Here is a 15,126-nt window from a genome sequence, read left to right as displayed (position 1 = left end):
GCCGCCGGGGTTTACCAGTTCGCCCAGGGGAGGTTCCAGCCGCCCAGTCCGTTGTCGGGCGCCACGGTCTTCTCCTTGGTGTTCACGACCGTGACCACGTCGCCGATCAGGGAGTTGTTGAAGAACGCCCCCGCGACGGAGGTGTCGCTGCCGCCCTCCACGTCCTTGAGCGAGACGCAGCCGTGGCTGGTGTTCGCCTTGCCGAACGGGTCGCCCTTGTACCAGTAGTTGCCGTGGAGGTAGGTGCCGCTGCTGGTGAGCCGCATCGCGTGCGGGGCGGCGGGGATGTCGTACTCGTCGCCGAGGCCGACCGTCCGGGAGTTCATGTGGGTGACCTTCTCCTTGGACATGATCACCATGGTGCCGCCCCACGAGGGGTGCTTGTCGTCGCCGAGCGTGGCGGGCACGGTGGTGCTCCTGCCGTCCCGGACGGTCGTCAATGTGTGGGCGGCCGAGTCGGCCGTGGAGACCTGGGAGCGGCCGACGGTGAACGGTTCGTCCTTGTCCACGTCGCCGTAGACGCCGGGCGAGACCTCGACGCTCTTCAGCCGGTAGTGGATCGTCACCTTGGTACCGGGCTTCCAGTAGTCGGCGGGGCGGAAGTCCAGCCGGTCGTCGCCGAACCAGTGCCCCTTCACCTCGGTGCCGTTGTCGGTCTCGAAGGTGATGCCCTTGGCGACGGCGTCCTTGTTCGTGATCTTCTTGCTGAACTCCACCTTGACGATCATGCCCACGCCGTAGGTCTGGCCGTCGGCGATGTTGTCGTTGGTGGAGACCTGCTTGTCGGGCGTGCGGGTGGTGAAGGTGCTCGTGGAGGCGGCCGCGAGGCCGTCGGCGTCCAGCGCCTGGGCGTTCACCGTGTACGCGGTGCCGGGGGCGAGTGCGGCGGCGGGCTTCCAGCCGGTGCCGTCCGCACTGATCGAGCCGGGGACGGGCTTGCCGTTCTTGTCGGTCACGTCGACGTTGGTGAGCCTGCCGTGGGAGACGGACACCTGGAGCGCGTCCGGTGCGACGCCCCGGGCGCCGTCCTTCGGCGCGACGTCCAGCACGGCGGCCGAGGTCTTGGGCAGGGCCGTGGCCGTGGCCGCCGGCCCGTCGGCGGCGGCGGTGCCCGCTGCCCGGGGGGCCTCGTCGCCCTTGCCCCCGTCGTCGCCGCAGGCCGCGGTCAGCAGCAGGATGCCGCCCATCGTCAGCGCCACCGCGCCGCGGTTGAAACGGTCGCCGGGGCGTATCGCGGTCCGGGGTGCCTGAACAGTGCTCACTTGTGCTCCTCTTCGGTGTTCGCCGGAAGCTTCTCGGCCGCTTCGTCCCAGCCGCAACGGCAGCCGGGCGATCTGGGACGCGGGGACGGCTCTACCGGCTTTGAGCTGGGAGGACGTAACCTTCCTGGGACGCGTCCACGGGACGGCGCAACGGCGAGACCGGCCTCGGGAACCGTGGGACGGTGCGCGGCGTGCTTCTCTTCCGAAGATCGCTTCACGGTGATCCGGCCGCGGCGGGGCGCCACAGCGCCGAGTCCGACCGCCGGAAGCGGCCGGAGACCGTACGGCGCGAGCACTGCGGACAGGGAAGAGCGGGGCGGAGGAACGGTGGCGGAGGGGTTGGGGGAGATGGGGGAGCGGGACGAGCTCGCCCGGCTGCTCGGGGAGCTGAAGAGCCGCTCGGGGCTCAGCTACGGGGCGCTGGCGAAGAGGCTGCATCTGAGCACCTCGACGCTCCACCGTTACTGCACCGGCGACGTGGTACCGACGGAGTTCGCCCCGCTGGACCTCCTCGCGCGGCTGTGCAGGGCGACGCCGGAGGAACTGGTCGAGCTGTACCGACTGTGGGTCATCGTCCACGCGGCGCGGGGGAGCAGGACGTCACCGGGGTCCGGACCGGCCGATCCGGCGGGGACTCGGACGGAAGCGGCGGCCTCGGCCGCTCCGGTGATCTCGGTGACGCCGGAGGCTCCGGACCCGGCAGGTGCCGCCGAGGTGGGGCCGGTGGTCGCCGACCGCGTCGGACCGGACCCGGTTCCCGGGGCCGCGCAGCGGCTCAGGCGGGTCCGCCGGCGGGGAATCCTGGCCGCGGTGACGGTCACCGCGGTGCTGGCCGCCGTCGGGGCCGTCGCCACGGGGCTGGAGTCGTCCGCGGGCTCCCCGGCCCCGGGCGCTGACGACTCGCCGTCCGCCTCCGCCCCGGTCTCCGCCCCGGTCTCCGCCTCCGCCCCGGTCTCCGCCTCCGCCCCTGCCTCCCCGTCCGCCGGAGCGGGTCCGGGCTCGCCGGGGCCGACCGGCGGGGCGGATACGAGCCCCCCGTTCACGGTCTCGGTCCGGCCGTCCGGCTGGGACACCGCCTGCGACCAGTACGTGGTGGACCGCCCGCCGTCCGAGGTCCCCCGCCCGCCCGAGCTGCCGGACGTGGCGGGCTGGGTCTCCCAGGTCGGCGCGGTTCCCGGTCACTACCAGTCGATCGAGGTCGTCGTGCAGGGCACCGGCAAGGACACCGTGGTGCTCTCGAAGCTCAACGTCCGGGTCGTCCGGATCGGGCCTCCCCTCGCCTGGAACGCCTACTCCATGGGCGAGGGCTGCGGCGGCGGAGTCGACGTCCACTCCTACGACCTCGATCTGGACGCGGCCCACCCGCGGGCGGTGGTGACCGAGGGCAGCACCGGTCTGCCGGTCAAGGTGAGCGAGAACGACCCGGAGGTCATCGAGGTCTCCGCCGAGACCACCTCGCACGAGGTGAGCTGGTACCTCGAACTGGAGTGGTCGAGCGGCGACCGGAAGGGGACGGTCCCGGTCGACCTGGGCCACGGCACGCCGTTTCGCACCAGCGCGGTGAAGGGCCGGCCGCTGTTCGTCTACCCGATCGGCGGGCACGCCTGGGAGCCGAGTCCGTTCCAGCAGTGACGGCGGCCCGGCGCGCCGCGTACGGACGGCAGCGGGGAGTCTGAGCCGGCTCGGCATGGGCCCGGAGGTGTGGGGCAGACGGCCGGTGTCCGCTCCGGAACCCCTGGGAGGCGCACATGACCGTGAACCTCGTGCTGTTGCTCGGCCCGCTGGTGCTGGCGGCGATCCTGGCCGCCACGGCTCCGTCCCCGGCGCACCACCACCGGCGGCCACGGGCGGCGGTGGTCCGGGACGACCGGATCCGCAGGCCGAGGCACGCCAGGCCCTCCCGTCGGGGTGGTTCCGCCTGACAGCCGCTCGCTCCGGAGCCTGACGTCGGCTGGCTACGGCGCTCCCCACGTCGAGGGCGCGGTCGTACGCGCCGCGGACGTGGTCGACGCAGGGCGAGTGCCCGGACGAACCGCTGCGTGTGCTCGGACTCGCCGTCCCGGAGCCGTCGCCGGAGCGGTCGCCGGGGCGGTCGGCCGCGCCCGCCCGGTGCCCCGTCCTCACACGATGGTGAAGATCTGGGTGAGGCCCGTGATCGCGAGGATGCGCAGGGTGTTCTCGGGCACCGCGGTCAGGGTCAGCTCGGCACCGGCGGCCTGGGTGTGGCGGCGGGCGGCGAGGAGGGCGGTGATGCCGCTGGAGTCGCAGAACTCCACGCCGGACAGGTCGATGACCAGGCACTGGCCGGGGCGCAGCGCGAGGTACTCCACGCGTGCGCGCAGGGTGGGAGCGTGTTCGTAGTCGAGGTCGCCGACGACCTGCAGAGCGGGGCCGGTGGGCGCGTCGCGGTGGGTGATGTTCAGTGGGTTCATCGCCGTGGGTTCGTCGTCGGGCGGATGGGGGAGGCGGTGGCGGGGACGCCGAGGGCGAGCAGAGCGGTGTCGTCGTCCAGGCCGTCGCCGAAGCTCTTCAGCAGTGCGGTGAGGGCGCTGATCGTCTCGTCGGGTGGGGCGGGGGCGTGGTCGGCGGCGAACGCGAGCAGGGCGTCGTCGCCGAAGAGGCTTTCCCGGGTCGGGCCGGTGCGGGCCTCGGTGAGGCCGTCGGTGTAGAGGAGGATCGTCTCGCCGGGCGCCAGGGTGGTGCGGGCGGTGGTGAACGGGGCGTCGGGCAGGATACCGATGAGCAGGCCGCCCGGGGTGGGAAGGTACTCGGTGCTGCCGTCGGCGCGCAGGACGAGGGCAGGGGGGTGGCCGCCGGAGGCGATGCGCACGCCGACGCGGCCGTCGTCGTCGGCGGGTTCGACGACGCCGAAGACGGCGGTGCAGTAGCGCGGGTCGCCCGCGGCGGCATAGTGCTCGTGCAGGACGGCGTTGAGGGTGGTCAGTGCCATGGCGGGTTCGGGGTCGTGCAGGGCCGCGGCGCGCAGGGTGTAGCGGGTGAGCGAGGTGAGGGAGGCTGCCTGGGGCCCCTTGCCGCACACGTCACCGAGGAAGAACGCCCAGCGGCCGTCGTCGAGGGGGAACAGGTCGTAGAAGTCGCCGCCGAGCCGGTCGGGGGAGGCGGTGTGGTAGTAGGCGGCGGCCTCCAGCCCCGGTACGGCGGGCAGTGACGAGGGGACGAGGGACTTCTGCAGGACGGTGAGGGCCTCGGCCAACCGCTGCCGGTCGGCCTCGGCCTGCCGCAGGGCGGCTTCGGCCTGCGCCCGTGCGCGCTCGGCCTCGGCGCCGGCCCGCTCGGCCTCCGCCCGGGCCCGCTCCGCCTCCGCCTGGGCCCGCTCCGCCTCGGCGCGGGCCCGCTCGGCGTCCTGGCGGCGGTGCAGGAGTTCGGCCTCGTAGGCGCGGCGGTCGGACGCGTCGAAGACGGTGCTGCGGATCAGCAGCGGCTTCCCGCTGGTGCCGCGCTTGACCACGGAGGACACCAGCACCGGCAGGCGGCCCCTGGCCGCGGTCCTCATCTCCAGCGCGATGCCGTGCAGTTCGCCCTGCATCTGCAGCAGCGGCGCGAAGTGCGTCTCGTGGTACAGCTTTCCGCCGACGGTCAGGAGGTCGGCGAAGCGCATCCGGCCCACCACCTCCGCGCGTTCGAGGCCGAGCCAGTCGAGCAGGGTGGTGTTGATCTTGGCGATGGTGCCGTCCATCAGCGTCGACAGGTAGCCGCAGGGCGCGGACTCGTACAGGTCCTCGGCGCTGTCCTCCAGGAGAGCGCTGAACGCGGCCGTCGTCGCGGCCTGATCGCCGGCTCCCGCCCGCTCCGGTCCGTCACCGGGGCGGGTCATCACCGGCGCTCCTCCAGGAAGGCCAGGATCGCTTCGGCGGTGGCCTCGGGCGCGCTCAGCTGCGGGCAGTGTCCGGTGGCGTCCAGGGTGACCAGGCGCGAGGAGGGGATCGCGGACCGCACGTACGCGCCGACCTCGCGTGGGGCGATCACGTCCTGGGAGCACTCCAGGACCAGGGTCGGCACCCGGACGCTCGCGAGGTCCCCGCGGCTGTCGGTGAGGAAGGTGGTCCGGGCGAAGACCCGGGCGATGTCCGGGTCCGTGGCGCAGAAGCTGTTCGTCAGCTCCTGCCCCAGCTCCGGCCGCTCCGGGTTTCCCATGATCACCGGTGCCATGGCGGAGGACCAGCCCAGGTAGTTCGACTCCAGGGAGGTCAGCAGTTCCTCGATGTCCTCCGTGCTGAAGCCGCCCCGGTAGTCCTCCCCGTCGATGTAGCACGGTGAGGGGGCCACCATCACCAGCGCGCCGATCCGCTGCGGCGCCGCCTCGGCGGCCAGGACCCCCACCATCGCGCTGACCGAGTGCCCGACGAAGACCGCGTCGTGCAGGTCCAGCTCCTCGCACACCTCCACCACGTCCTGCGCGTAGCCCCGGAGCGAGGAGTACCGCTCCTCGCTCCAGGTCGAGAGGTCGGACCCACCGGAACCGACGTAGTCGAACAGCACCACCCGGTACCGCTCTGCCAGGGCCGGCACGATCAGGCGCCACATGTTCTGGTCGCAGCCGAACCCGTGCGCCAGCACGACCACCGGCCCGTCGGCGGGGCCGGCGAATCTCACGTTGTTCCTGCGGCGAATGTCCATGCCACGCATCCTGCCACCTCGCCGGGGAGGTAACCGCAGTCGGCCCGACGAGAACGGCCCGCCCGGCCACCGCGCCGGCTGCGGGACCCGGCCGCCCCCACCCTTTCGTGGGCCGCATGCGTAGGGAATGTTCGCTCGGAACAGGTACCGGCCGCCATGTATCCCGCACTGTTCCGTGGTGTCCGGTGGAGTCGGCGGTCCGCACGGGGTTCCTCCGAGATCACTGGCAGGTGAGTGGCATGTTCATTGGCAAGGGAAGGCCGGTAGATCCTGCGCGAACCGCGCTCTACCTCCGCTGCTACCCCCGTGACCCGGCCGGGACGGACTGCCGGCGCCAGGCCCTGGAACTGCTCGCGCGGGACCACGGGCTGCCGGGGCGCCCTGTACCTATCTGGACGACGGCCGCCGCCCGGCCGACGGCCTGCCGGGACTCGAACGGCTCGAAAGACACGTGGAGCAAGGCCGGATCGGGACCCTGCTCCTCCCGGGCCCGTCCGCCTTCTCGCTGAACGACCGCGAGGCCCGCGCGGTGCTGCGCCGGCTGCACCAGCTCGGCTGCCGTGTGCTCGAACCGCCCGGCGGGGGAGCGGCCTTCGTACCGGTGACCTGCTCGTAGGCGGCCACCCGGTCGTAGGGGTGCGCCCGGTCGTGGGGGTGCCCCGCGTCCCGACCCCGCCCACCGTGGCTTTCGCTACCCGCGCATGATGGCGGGCTCGTGGCGGCGCAGCAGTCGGCTGACCAGCACCCCGCAGAGCACCGAGAGGACGACCATCATGCCCAGGTCGAGCAGCAGGGTGCCGACGGAGTGGGTGAAGAGCGGGTCGTCGCTGAAGGTGGCCGGGAAGGCCGCGCCGAGGTCGAGGGTGGCGGCCATCGCGGCGAAGGCCCAGCGGGAGGGGACCAGCCAGGAGAGCTGATTGAGCACCGGCGCGCCGTTCAGCTGGAGCAGTGCGCCGCAGAAGACGACCTGGACGATGGCGACTAGCACCAGCAGCGGCATGGTCACCTCCTCCTTCTTCACCAGCGCCGAGATCACCAGGCCCAGCATCATCGCGGTCACCGAGAGCAGGGCGACGGCGAGGGTGATTTCGAGCAGCGGGGGCAGCAGGACGCCCTCGGTGCCCGGTGGTCCGAGCTGCACCCCCGCCAGGGCGACCATGGTGAGGACCACCGACTGGACGACGGTGATGGTTCCGAGCACCACGATCTTCGAGCAGAGGTACGCGGATCTGGACAGGCCGACGGCTCTCTCGCGTTGGTAGATACTGCGTTCCTTGACCAGTTCGCGCACCGCGTTGGCGGCGCCGATCAGTACGCCGCTGACGCAGAGGATGAGCAGGGTGTTGAGGGCGGTGGAGTCGTCGAGGCGGCTGCCGGCCAGGGCCCGGGTCAGGGCGCCCATGACGAACGGCAGAGCGATCATGACGGCGAGGAAGGTGCGGTCGGCGGAGAGCGCGGTGGCGTACCGCCGTACCAGGGTGGAGACCTGCTTGCTCCAGCCGCGCGGCTTGGGCTTGGGCAGGGGCTGCACCACGGCGGCCGCCGGGGCGGCGCCGCCGGGCTGCCCGGCCTGTCCGAGCTGCCCGGATTGGGGCGGCCGTGCGGTCGCGCCCGCGATGTAGCGCTTGTACGGCGGCGAGGCGCGGTACTGGCCCGCCCAGTCGCGGTCGGTCTCGTTCTCGAACGCCTCGAAGGCCTCGGACCAGTGCTTGAACCCGAAGTGGTCGAGGGTCTCGCCGGGCGGCCCGTACCAGGCGAGGCGCCCGCCGGGGGCAAGCAGCAGCAGGCGGTCGCACAGGTCGAGGCTGAGCACGCTGTGGGTGACCACGACGATGGTGTGCCCGTCGTCGGCCAGGCCGCGCAGCATCTGCATCACCGAACGGTCCATGCCCGGGTCGAGGCCGCTGGTGGGCTCGTCGAGGAAGAGCAGGGACGGCTTGGTGAGCAGTTCGAGGGCGACGCTGACCCGTTTGCGCTGGCCGCCGGAGAGGGTGGAGATCACCTGGTCGGCGCGTTTGGTCAGACCGAGTTCGGTGATCACCTCCTCGACCCGGGCGGAGCGTTCGGCGGGGGCGGTGTCGCCGGGGAAGCGCAGCTCACCGGCGTAGCCGAGGGCCCGGCGGACGGTCAGCTGGGTGTGCAGGATGTCGTCCTGCGGCACGAGGCCGATGCGGTGCCGCAGTTCCGCGTAGTCGTGGTACAGGTCGCGGCCGTCGTAGCGCACGGTGCCGCGGTCGGCGGGACGCAGGCCGGTGAGAGCGTTGAGCAGGGTGGACTTGCCGGCGCCGCTCGGACCGGCGACGGCGAGCAGGCAGTGCTGGCCGACCGGGAAGGAGACCTTGTCGAGCAGGACGCGGCCGTCGCCCACCTCGACGGTGAGGCCTTCGACGTCGAGGTCGATGTCGCCGGTGTCGACGAACTCCTGCAACTGGTCGCCGACCAGGCAGAAGGCGGAGTGGCCGATGCCGACGATGTCGGCGGGGCCGACCAGGGCCTGCCGGATCGGCAGGCCGTTGAGGTAGGTGCCGTTGTGGCTGTCCAGGTCGGCGATCTCGTACCGGCCGTCGGAATGGGCGCGCAGTTCGGCGTGGTGCCGGGAGACGGACAGGTCACCGAGCACCAGGTCGTTGTCGGGCGCCCGGCCGATCCGGATCACCTTGGCGGGCAGCCGGCGGACGCTGGTCGGCGGCCGGTCCAGGCCGGTGATGGCGGTCAGCGCGGAGGGTTGCGGGTCCCTGACCACGGTCGGCTTGTGCAGGGCGCTCAGGGTGCAACAGGGGCCGTCGGAGGCGTTGCCGAACCGCAGGATGTACCCGGGGCCGACGTCCAGGTGCCGGACGCGGTGGCCCTGGCAGAAGGTGCCGTTGGTGGAGCCGGCGTCGTCGAGCATCCAGTGGCCGTCGTCGACGTGCAGGACGGCGTGGTGCCAGGACACCCTTGGGTCGGTGAGCACGACGTCGCTGGTGGGGTCACGCCCGACGGCGTAGCTGTGCCCCGGGCTCATCACCTGCGAGTCACTGTCGGTCTCGATGAGGAGCTGCGGCGCGGTGAGCGCGAATTCTCGCTCTGCCATACCACCGATGCTAGACGAGTCGGCCCGATAGTTCCCCAGCCGGCCGGGCCCCCGGCGGGGCCGCGGACGTGGGGGCGGCGCTCGGTTACGGCGGGTGACGGCCGGGGTTCCGGTCACCCCCGGGACCGGGACAGCGGCCCGCGTACGAGCCCGCCCGTGCCCCGGTCGGCCGCCCCGCGCGGACCGGCGCCGGAGGGCGTCTACGATCCCGCTGGTGAAGACCTGGACTGAGCTCCCCGCCGAGACCGATGTCGAAGCCGTCGTCCGCCGCTACTTCGGCCTGCTGCGGTCCGGAAGGATCTCCGAGGCCGAACAGCTCGTCGATCACGCGCCGGTCCGGCACGTGCTCACGTCCCTGTGGGCGGGCGCTCGCGAAACCGGCGCCGAGGAGGCCGGGGCGGTGCGCGGCCCCGCGGCCGACGCGTGGGAGCGGGACCTGTCCTGGCTGGGCGACCTCGACCTCGCCGACTTCAGTTGGGGGCCCACCAGCAGCCACCTCTACGTGGAGCTCACCTGCCGCGGCCGGAGGATCGAGCTGGCCCTGGGCTTCTGGGTCAGGCCCACCGACACCGGCTGGGTCCTCACCGGACCGGCCACCCTCTGGTAGCGGGCCCGACGAAGCGGGCCGGGGTCCGTGCCGCCGGCGGGGCCGGATCTTCGTCACGTCGATCGTGCTTTGGTTCACGCCGCTCTGCTGCGAGACTGGGATCATGACCCCTGACCGTCGCAGCCTCGGGCTGCCCGCGTTCTCCGAGCCCGTCGCCGATGCCTCCGCCGTGCCCGCCCAGTCCGGCGGCCACCGACCGCTGCCGGTCGAGCAGGGCGCCGACTTCCGCCAGCCGCCCACCGAGACCGTCGACGAGCCCGCCCCGGTGCGGCGCCCGCTCGGCGTCGGCGGCCTGACCTTCTCCGACCCGGACCGGCAGATCTGACCGGCTCCGTGCGTGCCGCCGCGTGGTCCTGACCTGCGGCGGCCGCCCGATCACCCGGGCGTTCGCCGCGCTCTCTCCGGCGACTTCACTCCGGCGACCTCTCTTCGGCGACCTCGCTTCGCCGGCGCGGCCGGGCTGCCGGACCTGGACCGGCCACACGACGAGTCGCCGGGCCGGGGCCACCAGGACCACGTGACGCCCGGAGGCGTCGACCCTGCCGGTCAGCGCCGGAACTGGCGCCGGTACACGGCGGGGCTGACGCCCATCGTCTCCCGGAAGTGGTGGCGAAAGCCCGCGACGGTCAGTCCCACCCGGGCGGCCACCCCCTCGATCGGCTGGTCCTCGGACTCCAGCAGGACGGCGCCGGCCCGGATCCGCTCCCGGGTGATCCAGCGTCCCGGCGGCAGACCGGCCGCGTCGACGAAGCGGCGTTCGAACTGCCGGACCGACAGGTGCGCGAGCCCGGCCAGTTCCTCGACGGCGAGGCGCCGGTGCAGGTTGTCCCGCGCGAACCGCATGGCGGTGTCGACCGGATCGTCGGACGGCGCCCTGCCCACCGGATGCTCCGCGAACTGGGCCTGGCCGCCCTCGCGGTGTACGGCCACCACCATGCGGCGGGCCACCCGGGCGGCGACGTCGGCGCCGTGGTCGGTGCGGACGAGGTGCAGGCAGACGTCGATGCCGGCGGCGGTTCCGGCGGCGGTGACGACCGACCCGTGGTCGACGTAGAGCACCGACGCGTCGACCGCCACCGCCGGATGACGTTCCTGGAGCAGCCGCGCGTGCCGCCAGTGCGTGGTCGCCTCCTTCCCGTCCAGCAGGCCGGCGGCGGCCAGGGCGAAGGCGCCGCTGCAGATGGACACCACGCGCGCTCCTCGCGCGTGCGCGTCCCGCAGCGCGTCCAGCACGGCCGGGGCGACCTCACGGCGCACGTCCGCGACCCCCGGGACGATGACGGTGTCGGCGTACCGGAGGCGGTCCAGCCCGTGGTGCACCACGATGTCGAAGCCCCCGACGACCCGGTGCGGTCCGGGGGTCTCGGCGCACAGCTCGAACCGGTACCACCAGTCCACCGCCAGCTCCGGCCGGGGGACCGCGAACACCTCGGCGACCGTGGAGAGTTCGAACGGAGCCATGCCGTCGAAGGCCAGGCAGGCGATCCGGTGGCTACGCATGGCGGAATCCTAGCGGCACGCGTCGTTTCCGACACTGTCCGGCGAGGCCCGCGAGGCCCGAACCTGATGGCATGCCAATCGACAGCACCGCACCGCTCACCTTCGGAATGCTCCTCTTCGACGAGGTCGAGGTCCTCGACATGGGCGGCCCCTTCGAGGTCTTCAGCACCGCCGGCCGGCTGGCCCGCACCGCCGACGACAGGCCCCTGCTGCGCGTCGTGACGGTCGCGGCCGGCGACCGCCCGGTCCGTGCGCGCGGCGGGCTCGGGATCCTGGCGGATCACACCCTGGACGAGGATCCGCCCTTCGACGTGCTGGTGATCCCCGGCGGTGTCACCACGGCGGTCGAGGCGGACCGGGAGGTGATCGACTGGCTGGCCCGGCGCCGGGAGACCTCCGCGCTGACGTTCAGCATCTGCACCGGGGCCTTCCTGCTCGCCGCCACCGGAGCGCTGGACGGCCGCCCGGCCACGACCCACTGGGAGGACCAGGAGGAGCTGGCCCGGCGTTGGCCCGGCATCCGGGTGCGCACCGACGTCCGGTGGGTCGACGACGGCGACATCGTCACCTCCGCCGGGATCAGCGCGGGGATCGACGCCAGCCTGCACCTCGTGGGCCGGCTCCTCGGCGAACGGCTCGCCCGCCGCACCGCCCGCCAGATGGAATACACCTGGACGCCCGAGAGCACCGCCGCCGGGGCCGGGCGGCCCTGATCGCGGTGGGTGTCCGGATCCCGTCCGGCCCGGTCGCGCGGCGGCGGGCCGGACGCCGCCAGGTCGCCCCCGCACCGTTGGCCGAGATCATCCTTGCCAACCGCCAAGTCGGCATGCCGTCCCGGCCGCGGCCCGGTCCGGTGGACTACGCTTCGTGACCATGACTACCGGGACGGCCTCGCGCCACACACGGATCGGCGACCCGGTGCTCTCCTGAGCGCCGAACGGGCCGGTACGGGACGGCTGTTCGAGGGAGGGCAGCCCGGCCGGCCGAGGAGCGGCCCGCCCGGCGCGTCGCGGCGCCCGGGTTCTCGGCCCGCACCCGGCGCCGCCGCCCGGGCTCCACCCCTTGTCGTGTTGACCACGGGTTCGACACATCAACCACGACAGGAGAGTTCATGCCCATCGAGACGCTGCGGATTCCCACCCCGGACGGCGAGGCCGACGCGTTCGCCGCCTTCCCCGACGACGGCGAGCGGCACCCCGGGGTGCTGATGTACGCCGACGGCTTCGGTATCCGGCCCGTGCTGCGGGAGCTGGCCCTCGAACTGGCCGGGCACGGATACTACGTGCTGGTCCCCAACGTCCTCTACCGGCACGGCCCGACACCGGTGCTCGACCTTCCCGCGCACATCGGAGCGGAGGCCCGGCCCGCGGTCTTCGCCCAGCTGATGCCCTTGATCGAGGCGCACACCGCCGAGCGCGCCCTGAGCGACGCCGAGGCCTACCTCGGATTCCTGACCACCCGGCCCGAGGTCGGCGACGGTCCGGTCGCGGTGACCGGCTACTGCGTCGGCGGTCTCCTGGCGGTGCGCACCGCCGCGGCCCACCCCGGCCGGGTGGCCGCCGTCGCCGCGTTCCACGGCCCCGTGGGCGCCGACGGGCCCGGCCTCCTCTCCAGGCTCACCGCCCAGGTCCACCTCGGCCATGCCGAGGGCGACATGACACCCGAGGCACTCGCCGAGCTCAACCGGGCCCTGGACGTCGCGGGTGTCGACCACACCTCCGAGATCTACCCCGGCACCCTCCACGGCTTCACCATGGCCGACACCGACGCCTTCAGCCCGTCCGGGCTGGAGCGCCACTGGGACCGGCTGCTCCCACTCCTGGACCGCACCGTGGCCACGCCGGTCCGAAACGGACGGGTCGGGTGAATCTCCTGGCTGGCATGGAGTGCGAACGAGGCGGTGTCGGGGACACCGGTGTTCGCCGCCGTGCGTCACGTGGGAGAAGAGCCCGCAGGCCCGGACCGGGCACGCCCTGTTGCGCGCGTGTGGCAGGGCCGGGACCGTCCCGACGTCGGCCCCGGCGGGTGTCCGGCGGGATGTCGCCGCGGACCACGTCCACCGGGGAGAACTCGACGGGCTCGGGCGGCGCCCGCCGGTCCGCCGGTCCGTCGCGTGACGCCGGGGGCCGAACGGCTGATGAACGGGTCTCTTGCGTTGGGCGGGGCCCGGCCGACGGGAGAACGTTGGCATGCAACGTGACGAGATGCTGCACCTCTTCGAGGTCCACCGCGAAGCCGAGAGAGCGCGCGACTTCGATGCCGTGCTCGCGACCTTCACCGACGACTGCTTCTTCGAGACGGTTGCCCTCGGACGCCGGGTCGAGGGGAAGGCGGCCACCCGTGCCGCTTACGCGGCCTTCTTCACCGCCTTCCCCGACATCGTGCCCGTCGACCAGGGCATGACCTTCGGCGACGACGTGATCGTCGTCTGGGGCGAGCTGCGCGGCACGAGCGGCGGCCCCTGGCTCGGTGTCCCGCCGGGTGGCGGGTCGTTCGTGGTGCCGTTCGCCAACGTCGCGCCGTTCAAGGACGGCCGGATGGCGGGCGAGCGGATCTACTTCGACCTCGCCACGCTCTGCGAACAGGCCGGACTGTCGACCGAGGAGATCAGGGCCGCCGCGAGAGCGGCGCCCGGGAGCGGTCCCGGCTGACACCCTGCCAGGCCCAGGCTGCGCCGGTCGGAGCGGCCGGGGACCACGCGTCGTGCCGGCTCGCGGTCAGCGGGCCCTCCTCGGGGCGAAGGGGGACCGGCGTTCGCGCACGGCCGCCACCGCCCTGGCGACCTGGGCGTCGAAGGCGTCGAGCTGCTCGGCCTCGGCGGGGCTCGCGACGAAGGTGCGTCGGTCACAGGCCGTGCCCCCGCGCCAGATCCGTTCGATCGCGCGGGTCGCGGTGATGTCCGTCAACGGGTCACCGGACACCAGGACCAGATCCGCGCGCCGCCCGGCCGCGATGCGTCCCCGGTCGGCGAGGCCGAAGACCCGGGCCGGCTCGGCCGTGGCGGCGGCCAGGGCCCGCGCCGGGCCGATGCCGCACCGGACCAGGAGCTCCAGCTCCCGGTGCAGGCTCGCCCCGAACACGGTCCCCGGGTTCGGGGCGTCGGTGCCCGCCAGCAGCGTGATCCCCGCGTCGGCCAGCCGCCGTACGTTCTCCTCGGCCCGGGTGTAGGGAGGCATCGCCCGGCCGCGCCGGCCCGGGGCGGCCGAGGTCAACCGCCGTGTCCAGGCTTCGCCGAGCGGCCCGGCGAGCCGCGGGTCGCCCGCCACGGCCGCGCCACCCGGTTCACCGAGGGTGTTCTCGATGGTGGCGAGCGTCGGACCGACCGCGATCCCGGCCTCGGCCATGCGTCCGACCAGAGCCTCGCCCAGCTCGGCGTCCACGGGGACGTGGGCCAGCACGTCGACACCGGCGGCCACCACCTCCTCGACGCCGGCCACCGAGCTCACATGGGCGACGACGAGCAGGCCGCGGGCATGCGCGGCGGTGACCAGCGCGGTGACGGTCCCGGAGTCCAACGACGGCCAGAGACCGCCGGTGCCGGAGATGATCTTCAGATAGTCCGAACCCGCCGCGATCCGCTCCGCGACGAACCGCTCGGCCTGGTCGGCGGCGGTCAGGGTCGGGAACGGGGCGTACATCAGCGACGGGTGTCCGTCGGGCGCCGTGGCACCGACACCCGAGGAACGCACATCGGCCACGTCCGGACGGGAACCGGCCTGCTCCTTGGCCCGCGCCACCAGGTCGGGCTTGCTGAACATGTCGAGAACGGTGGTGACGCCGAACGCCAACGACTGTGCGAGGGCGCCGGGGACGAGGTGCACGTGCGCGTCGATCAGTCCGGGGAACACCGTTCCGCCACCCGCGTCGACGACGTCGTCGCCGTCCCGGGTGGCCGGGGCCGCCGAGCACTCGGTGATCAGCCCGTCGGCGAACCGGACCGAAGTCCAGTCCCGCGACCTCGTGCCGTCGAACACCTTGGCGTTCACGATCGTCGTTGCCGTGGCCATGGCGTCCACCCCCGGGGGATCCTGAAGAGCGCGGGACGG

Annotated in this window: 15 protein-coding genes; 8 read left to right on the top strand and 7 right to left on the bottom strand. The window is 73.2% G+C overall.

Annotated features, from left to right (window positions below; genetic code table 11):
- Window positions 1-11 precede the first annotated feature (11 nt).
- On the bottom strand, window positions 12-1,262 hold the full coding sequence (locus OG618_RS01375) for a L,D-transpeptidase (protein ID WP_329485236.1): 1,251 nt from the start codon (window positions 1,260-1,262) through the stop codon (window positions 12-14).
- Between the two features lie 327 nt (window positions 1,263-1,589).
- Between OG618_RS01375 and OG618_RS01370 the strand changes: the two genes are divergently transcribed.
- Both OG618_RS01370 and OG618_RS01365 read left to right on the top strand, forming a co-directional pair.
- A complete protein-coding gene (locus OG618_RS01370; RefSeq protein WP_329485235.1) occupies window positions 1,590-2,894 on the top strand; it encodes a helix-turn-helix domain-containing protein in 1,305 nt (434 codons plus the stop codon).
- A 116-nt stretch (window positions 2,895-3,010) separates the two neighbouring features.
- On the top strand, window positions 3,011-3,184 hold the full coding sequence (locus tag OG618_RS01365; protein ID WP_329485234.1) for a hypothetical protein: 174 nt from the start codon (window positions 3,011-3,013) through the stop codon (window positions 3,182-3,184).
- 198 nt (window positions 3,185-3,382) lie between these two features.
- Here OG618_RS01365 and OG618_RS01360 read toward each other — a convergent pair whose 3' ends face one another.
- The 3 genes from OG618_RS01360 to OG618_RS01350 are packed head-to-tail and all read right to left on the bottom strand — an operon-like array spanning window position 3,383 to window position 5,900.
- Window positions 3,383-3,694 carry an STAS domain-containing protein gene (locus tag OG618_RS01360; RefSeq protein WP_329485233.1) on the bottom strand — a complete coding sequence of 104 codons (312 nt, stop codon included), beginning with the start codon at window positions 3,692-3,694 and terminating at the stop codon, window positions 3,383-3,385.
- Window positions 3,691-5,097 carry a PP2C family protein-serine/threonine phosphatase gene (locus tag OG618_RS01355; RefSeq protein WP_329485232.1) on the bottom strand — a complete coding sequence of 469 codons (1,407 nt, stop codon included), beginning with the start codon at window positions 5,095-5,097 and terminating at the stop codon, window positions 3,691-3,693. Before OG618_RS01355 ends, OG618_RS01360 begins: the two co-directional genes overlap by 4 nt.
- Window positions 5,097-5,900, bottom strand: coding sequence for an alpha/beta fold hydrolase (locus tag OG618_RS01350; protein ID WP_329485231.1), 804 nt, complete (start codon window positions 5,898-5,900; stop codon window positions 5,097-5,099). The genes OG618_RS01355 and OG618_RS01350 overlap by 1 nt, the downstream gene beginning before the upstream one ends.
- Before the next feature lie 451 nt (window positions 5,901-6,351).
- Here OG618_RS01350 and OG618_RS01345 point away from each other — a divergent pair, with 451 nt between their 5' ends.
- The gene (locus OG618_RS01345) at window positions 6,352-6,516 is read left to right on the top strand and encodes a hypothetical protein (protein ID WP_329485230.1); all 165 of its coding nucleotides are present in this window, start codon (window positions 6,352-6,354) and stop codon (window positions 6,514-6,516) included.
- A 75-nt stretch (window positions 6,517-6,591) separates the two neighbouring features.
- Here OG618_RS01345 and OG618_RS01340 read toward each other — a convergent pair whose 3' ends face one another.
- Window positions 6,592-8,973 carry an FHA domain-containing protein gene (locus tag OG618_RS01340; protein WP_329485229.1) on the bottom strand — a complete coding sequence of 794 codons (2,382 nt, stop codon included), beginning with the start codon at window positions 8,971-8,973 and terminating at the stop codon, window positions 6,592-6,594.
- Window positions 8,974-9,187: 214 nt separating this feature from the next.
- Here OG618_RS01340 and OG618_RS01335 point away from each other — a divergent pair, with 214 nt between their 5' ends.
- Window positions 9,188-9,580, top strand: coding sequence for a hypothetical protein (locus OG618_RS01335; RefSeq protein ID WP_329485228.1), 393 nt, complete (start codon window positions 9,188-9,190; stop codon window positions 9,578-9,580).
- A gap of 103 nt (window positions 9,581-9,683) precedes the next feature.
- Window positions 9,684-9,905 (top strand): hypothetical protein, encoded by a 222-nt coding sequence (locus tag OG618_RS01330; protein WP_329485227.1) that lies wholly within the window; start codon window positions 9,684-9,686, stop codon window positions 9,903-9,905.
- 221 nt (window positions 9,906-10,126) lie between these two features.
- Here OG618_RS01330 and OG618_RS01325 read toward each other — a convergent pair whose 3' ends face one another.
- Window positions 10,127-11,080, bottom strand: coding sequence for a DJ-1/PfpI family protein (locus tag OG618_RS01325; RefSeq protein ID WP_329485226.1), 954 nt, complete (start codon window positions 11,078-11,080; stop codon window positions 10,127-10,129).
- A gap of 71 nt (window positions 11,081-11,151) precedes the next feature.
- Between OG618_RS01325 and OG618_RS01320 the strand changes: the two genes are divergently transcribed.
- The 3 genes from OG618_RS01320 (at window position 11,152) to OG618_RS01310 (ending at window position 13,731) form a co-directional block, all read left to right on the top strand.
- Window positions 11,152-11,793, top strand: coding sequence for a DJ-1/PfpI family protein (locus tag OG618_RS01320; protein ID WP_329485224.1), 642 nt, complete (start codon window positions 11,152-11,154; stop codon window positions 11,791-11,793).
- A gap of 398 nt (window positions 11,794-12,191) precedes the next feature.
- Window positions 12,192-12,947 (top strand): dienelactone hydrolase family protein, encoded by a 756-nt coding sequence (locus tag OG618_RS01315; RefSeq protein ID WP_329485223.1) that lies wholly within the window; start codon window positions 12,192-12,194, stop codon window positions 12,945-12,947.
- Window positions 12,948-13,269: 322 nt separating this feature from the next.
- Window positions 13,270-13,731: an ester cyclase gene (locus OG618_RS01310; protein WP_329485222.1), complete on the top strand. Its 462-nt coding sequence runs from the start codon at window positions 13,270-13,272 to the stop codon at window positions 13,729-13,731.
- 66 nt (window positions 13,732-13,797) lie between these two features.
- Here OG618_RS01310 and OG618_RS01305 read toward each other — a convergent pair whose 3' ends face one another.
- Window positions 13,798-15,087, bottom strand: a complete 1,290-nt coding sequence (locus OG618_RS01305) for an amidohydrolase family protein (RefSeq protein WP_329485221.1) — start codon at window positions 15,085-15,087, stop codon at window positions 13,798-13,800.
- Between the last annotated feature and the right edge of the window lie 39 nt (window positions 15,088-15,126).

The sequence above is a fragment of the Kitasatospora sp. NBC_01246 genome (assembly GCF_036226505.1).
In the GTDB taxonomy this organism is placed as follows: Bacteria; Actinomycetota; Actinomycetes; order Streptomycetales; family Streptomycetaceae; genus Kitasatospora.
Note: the sequence above shows the minus strand (reverse complement) of the source record. Positions and strands in the feature narration are given on the sequence as shown.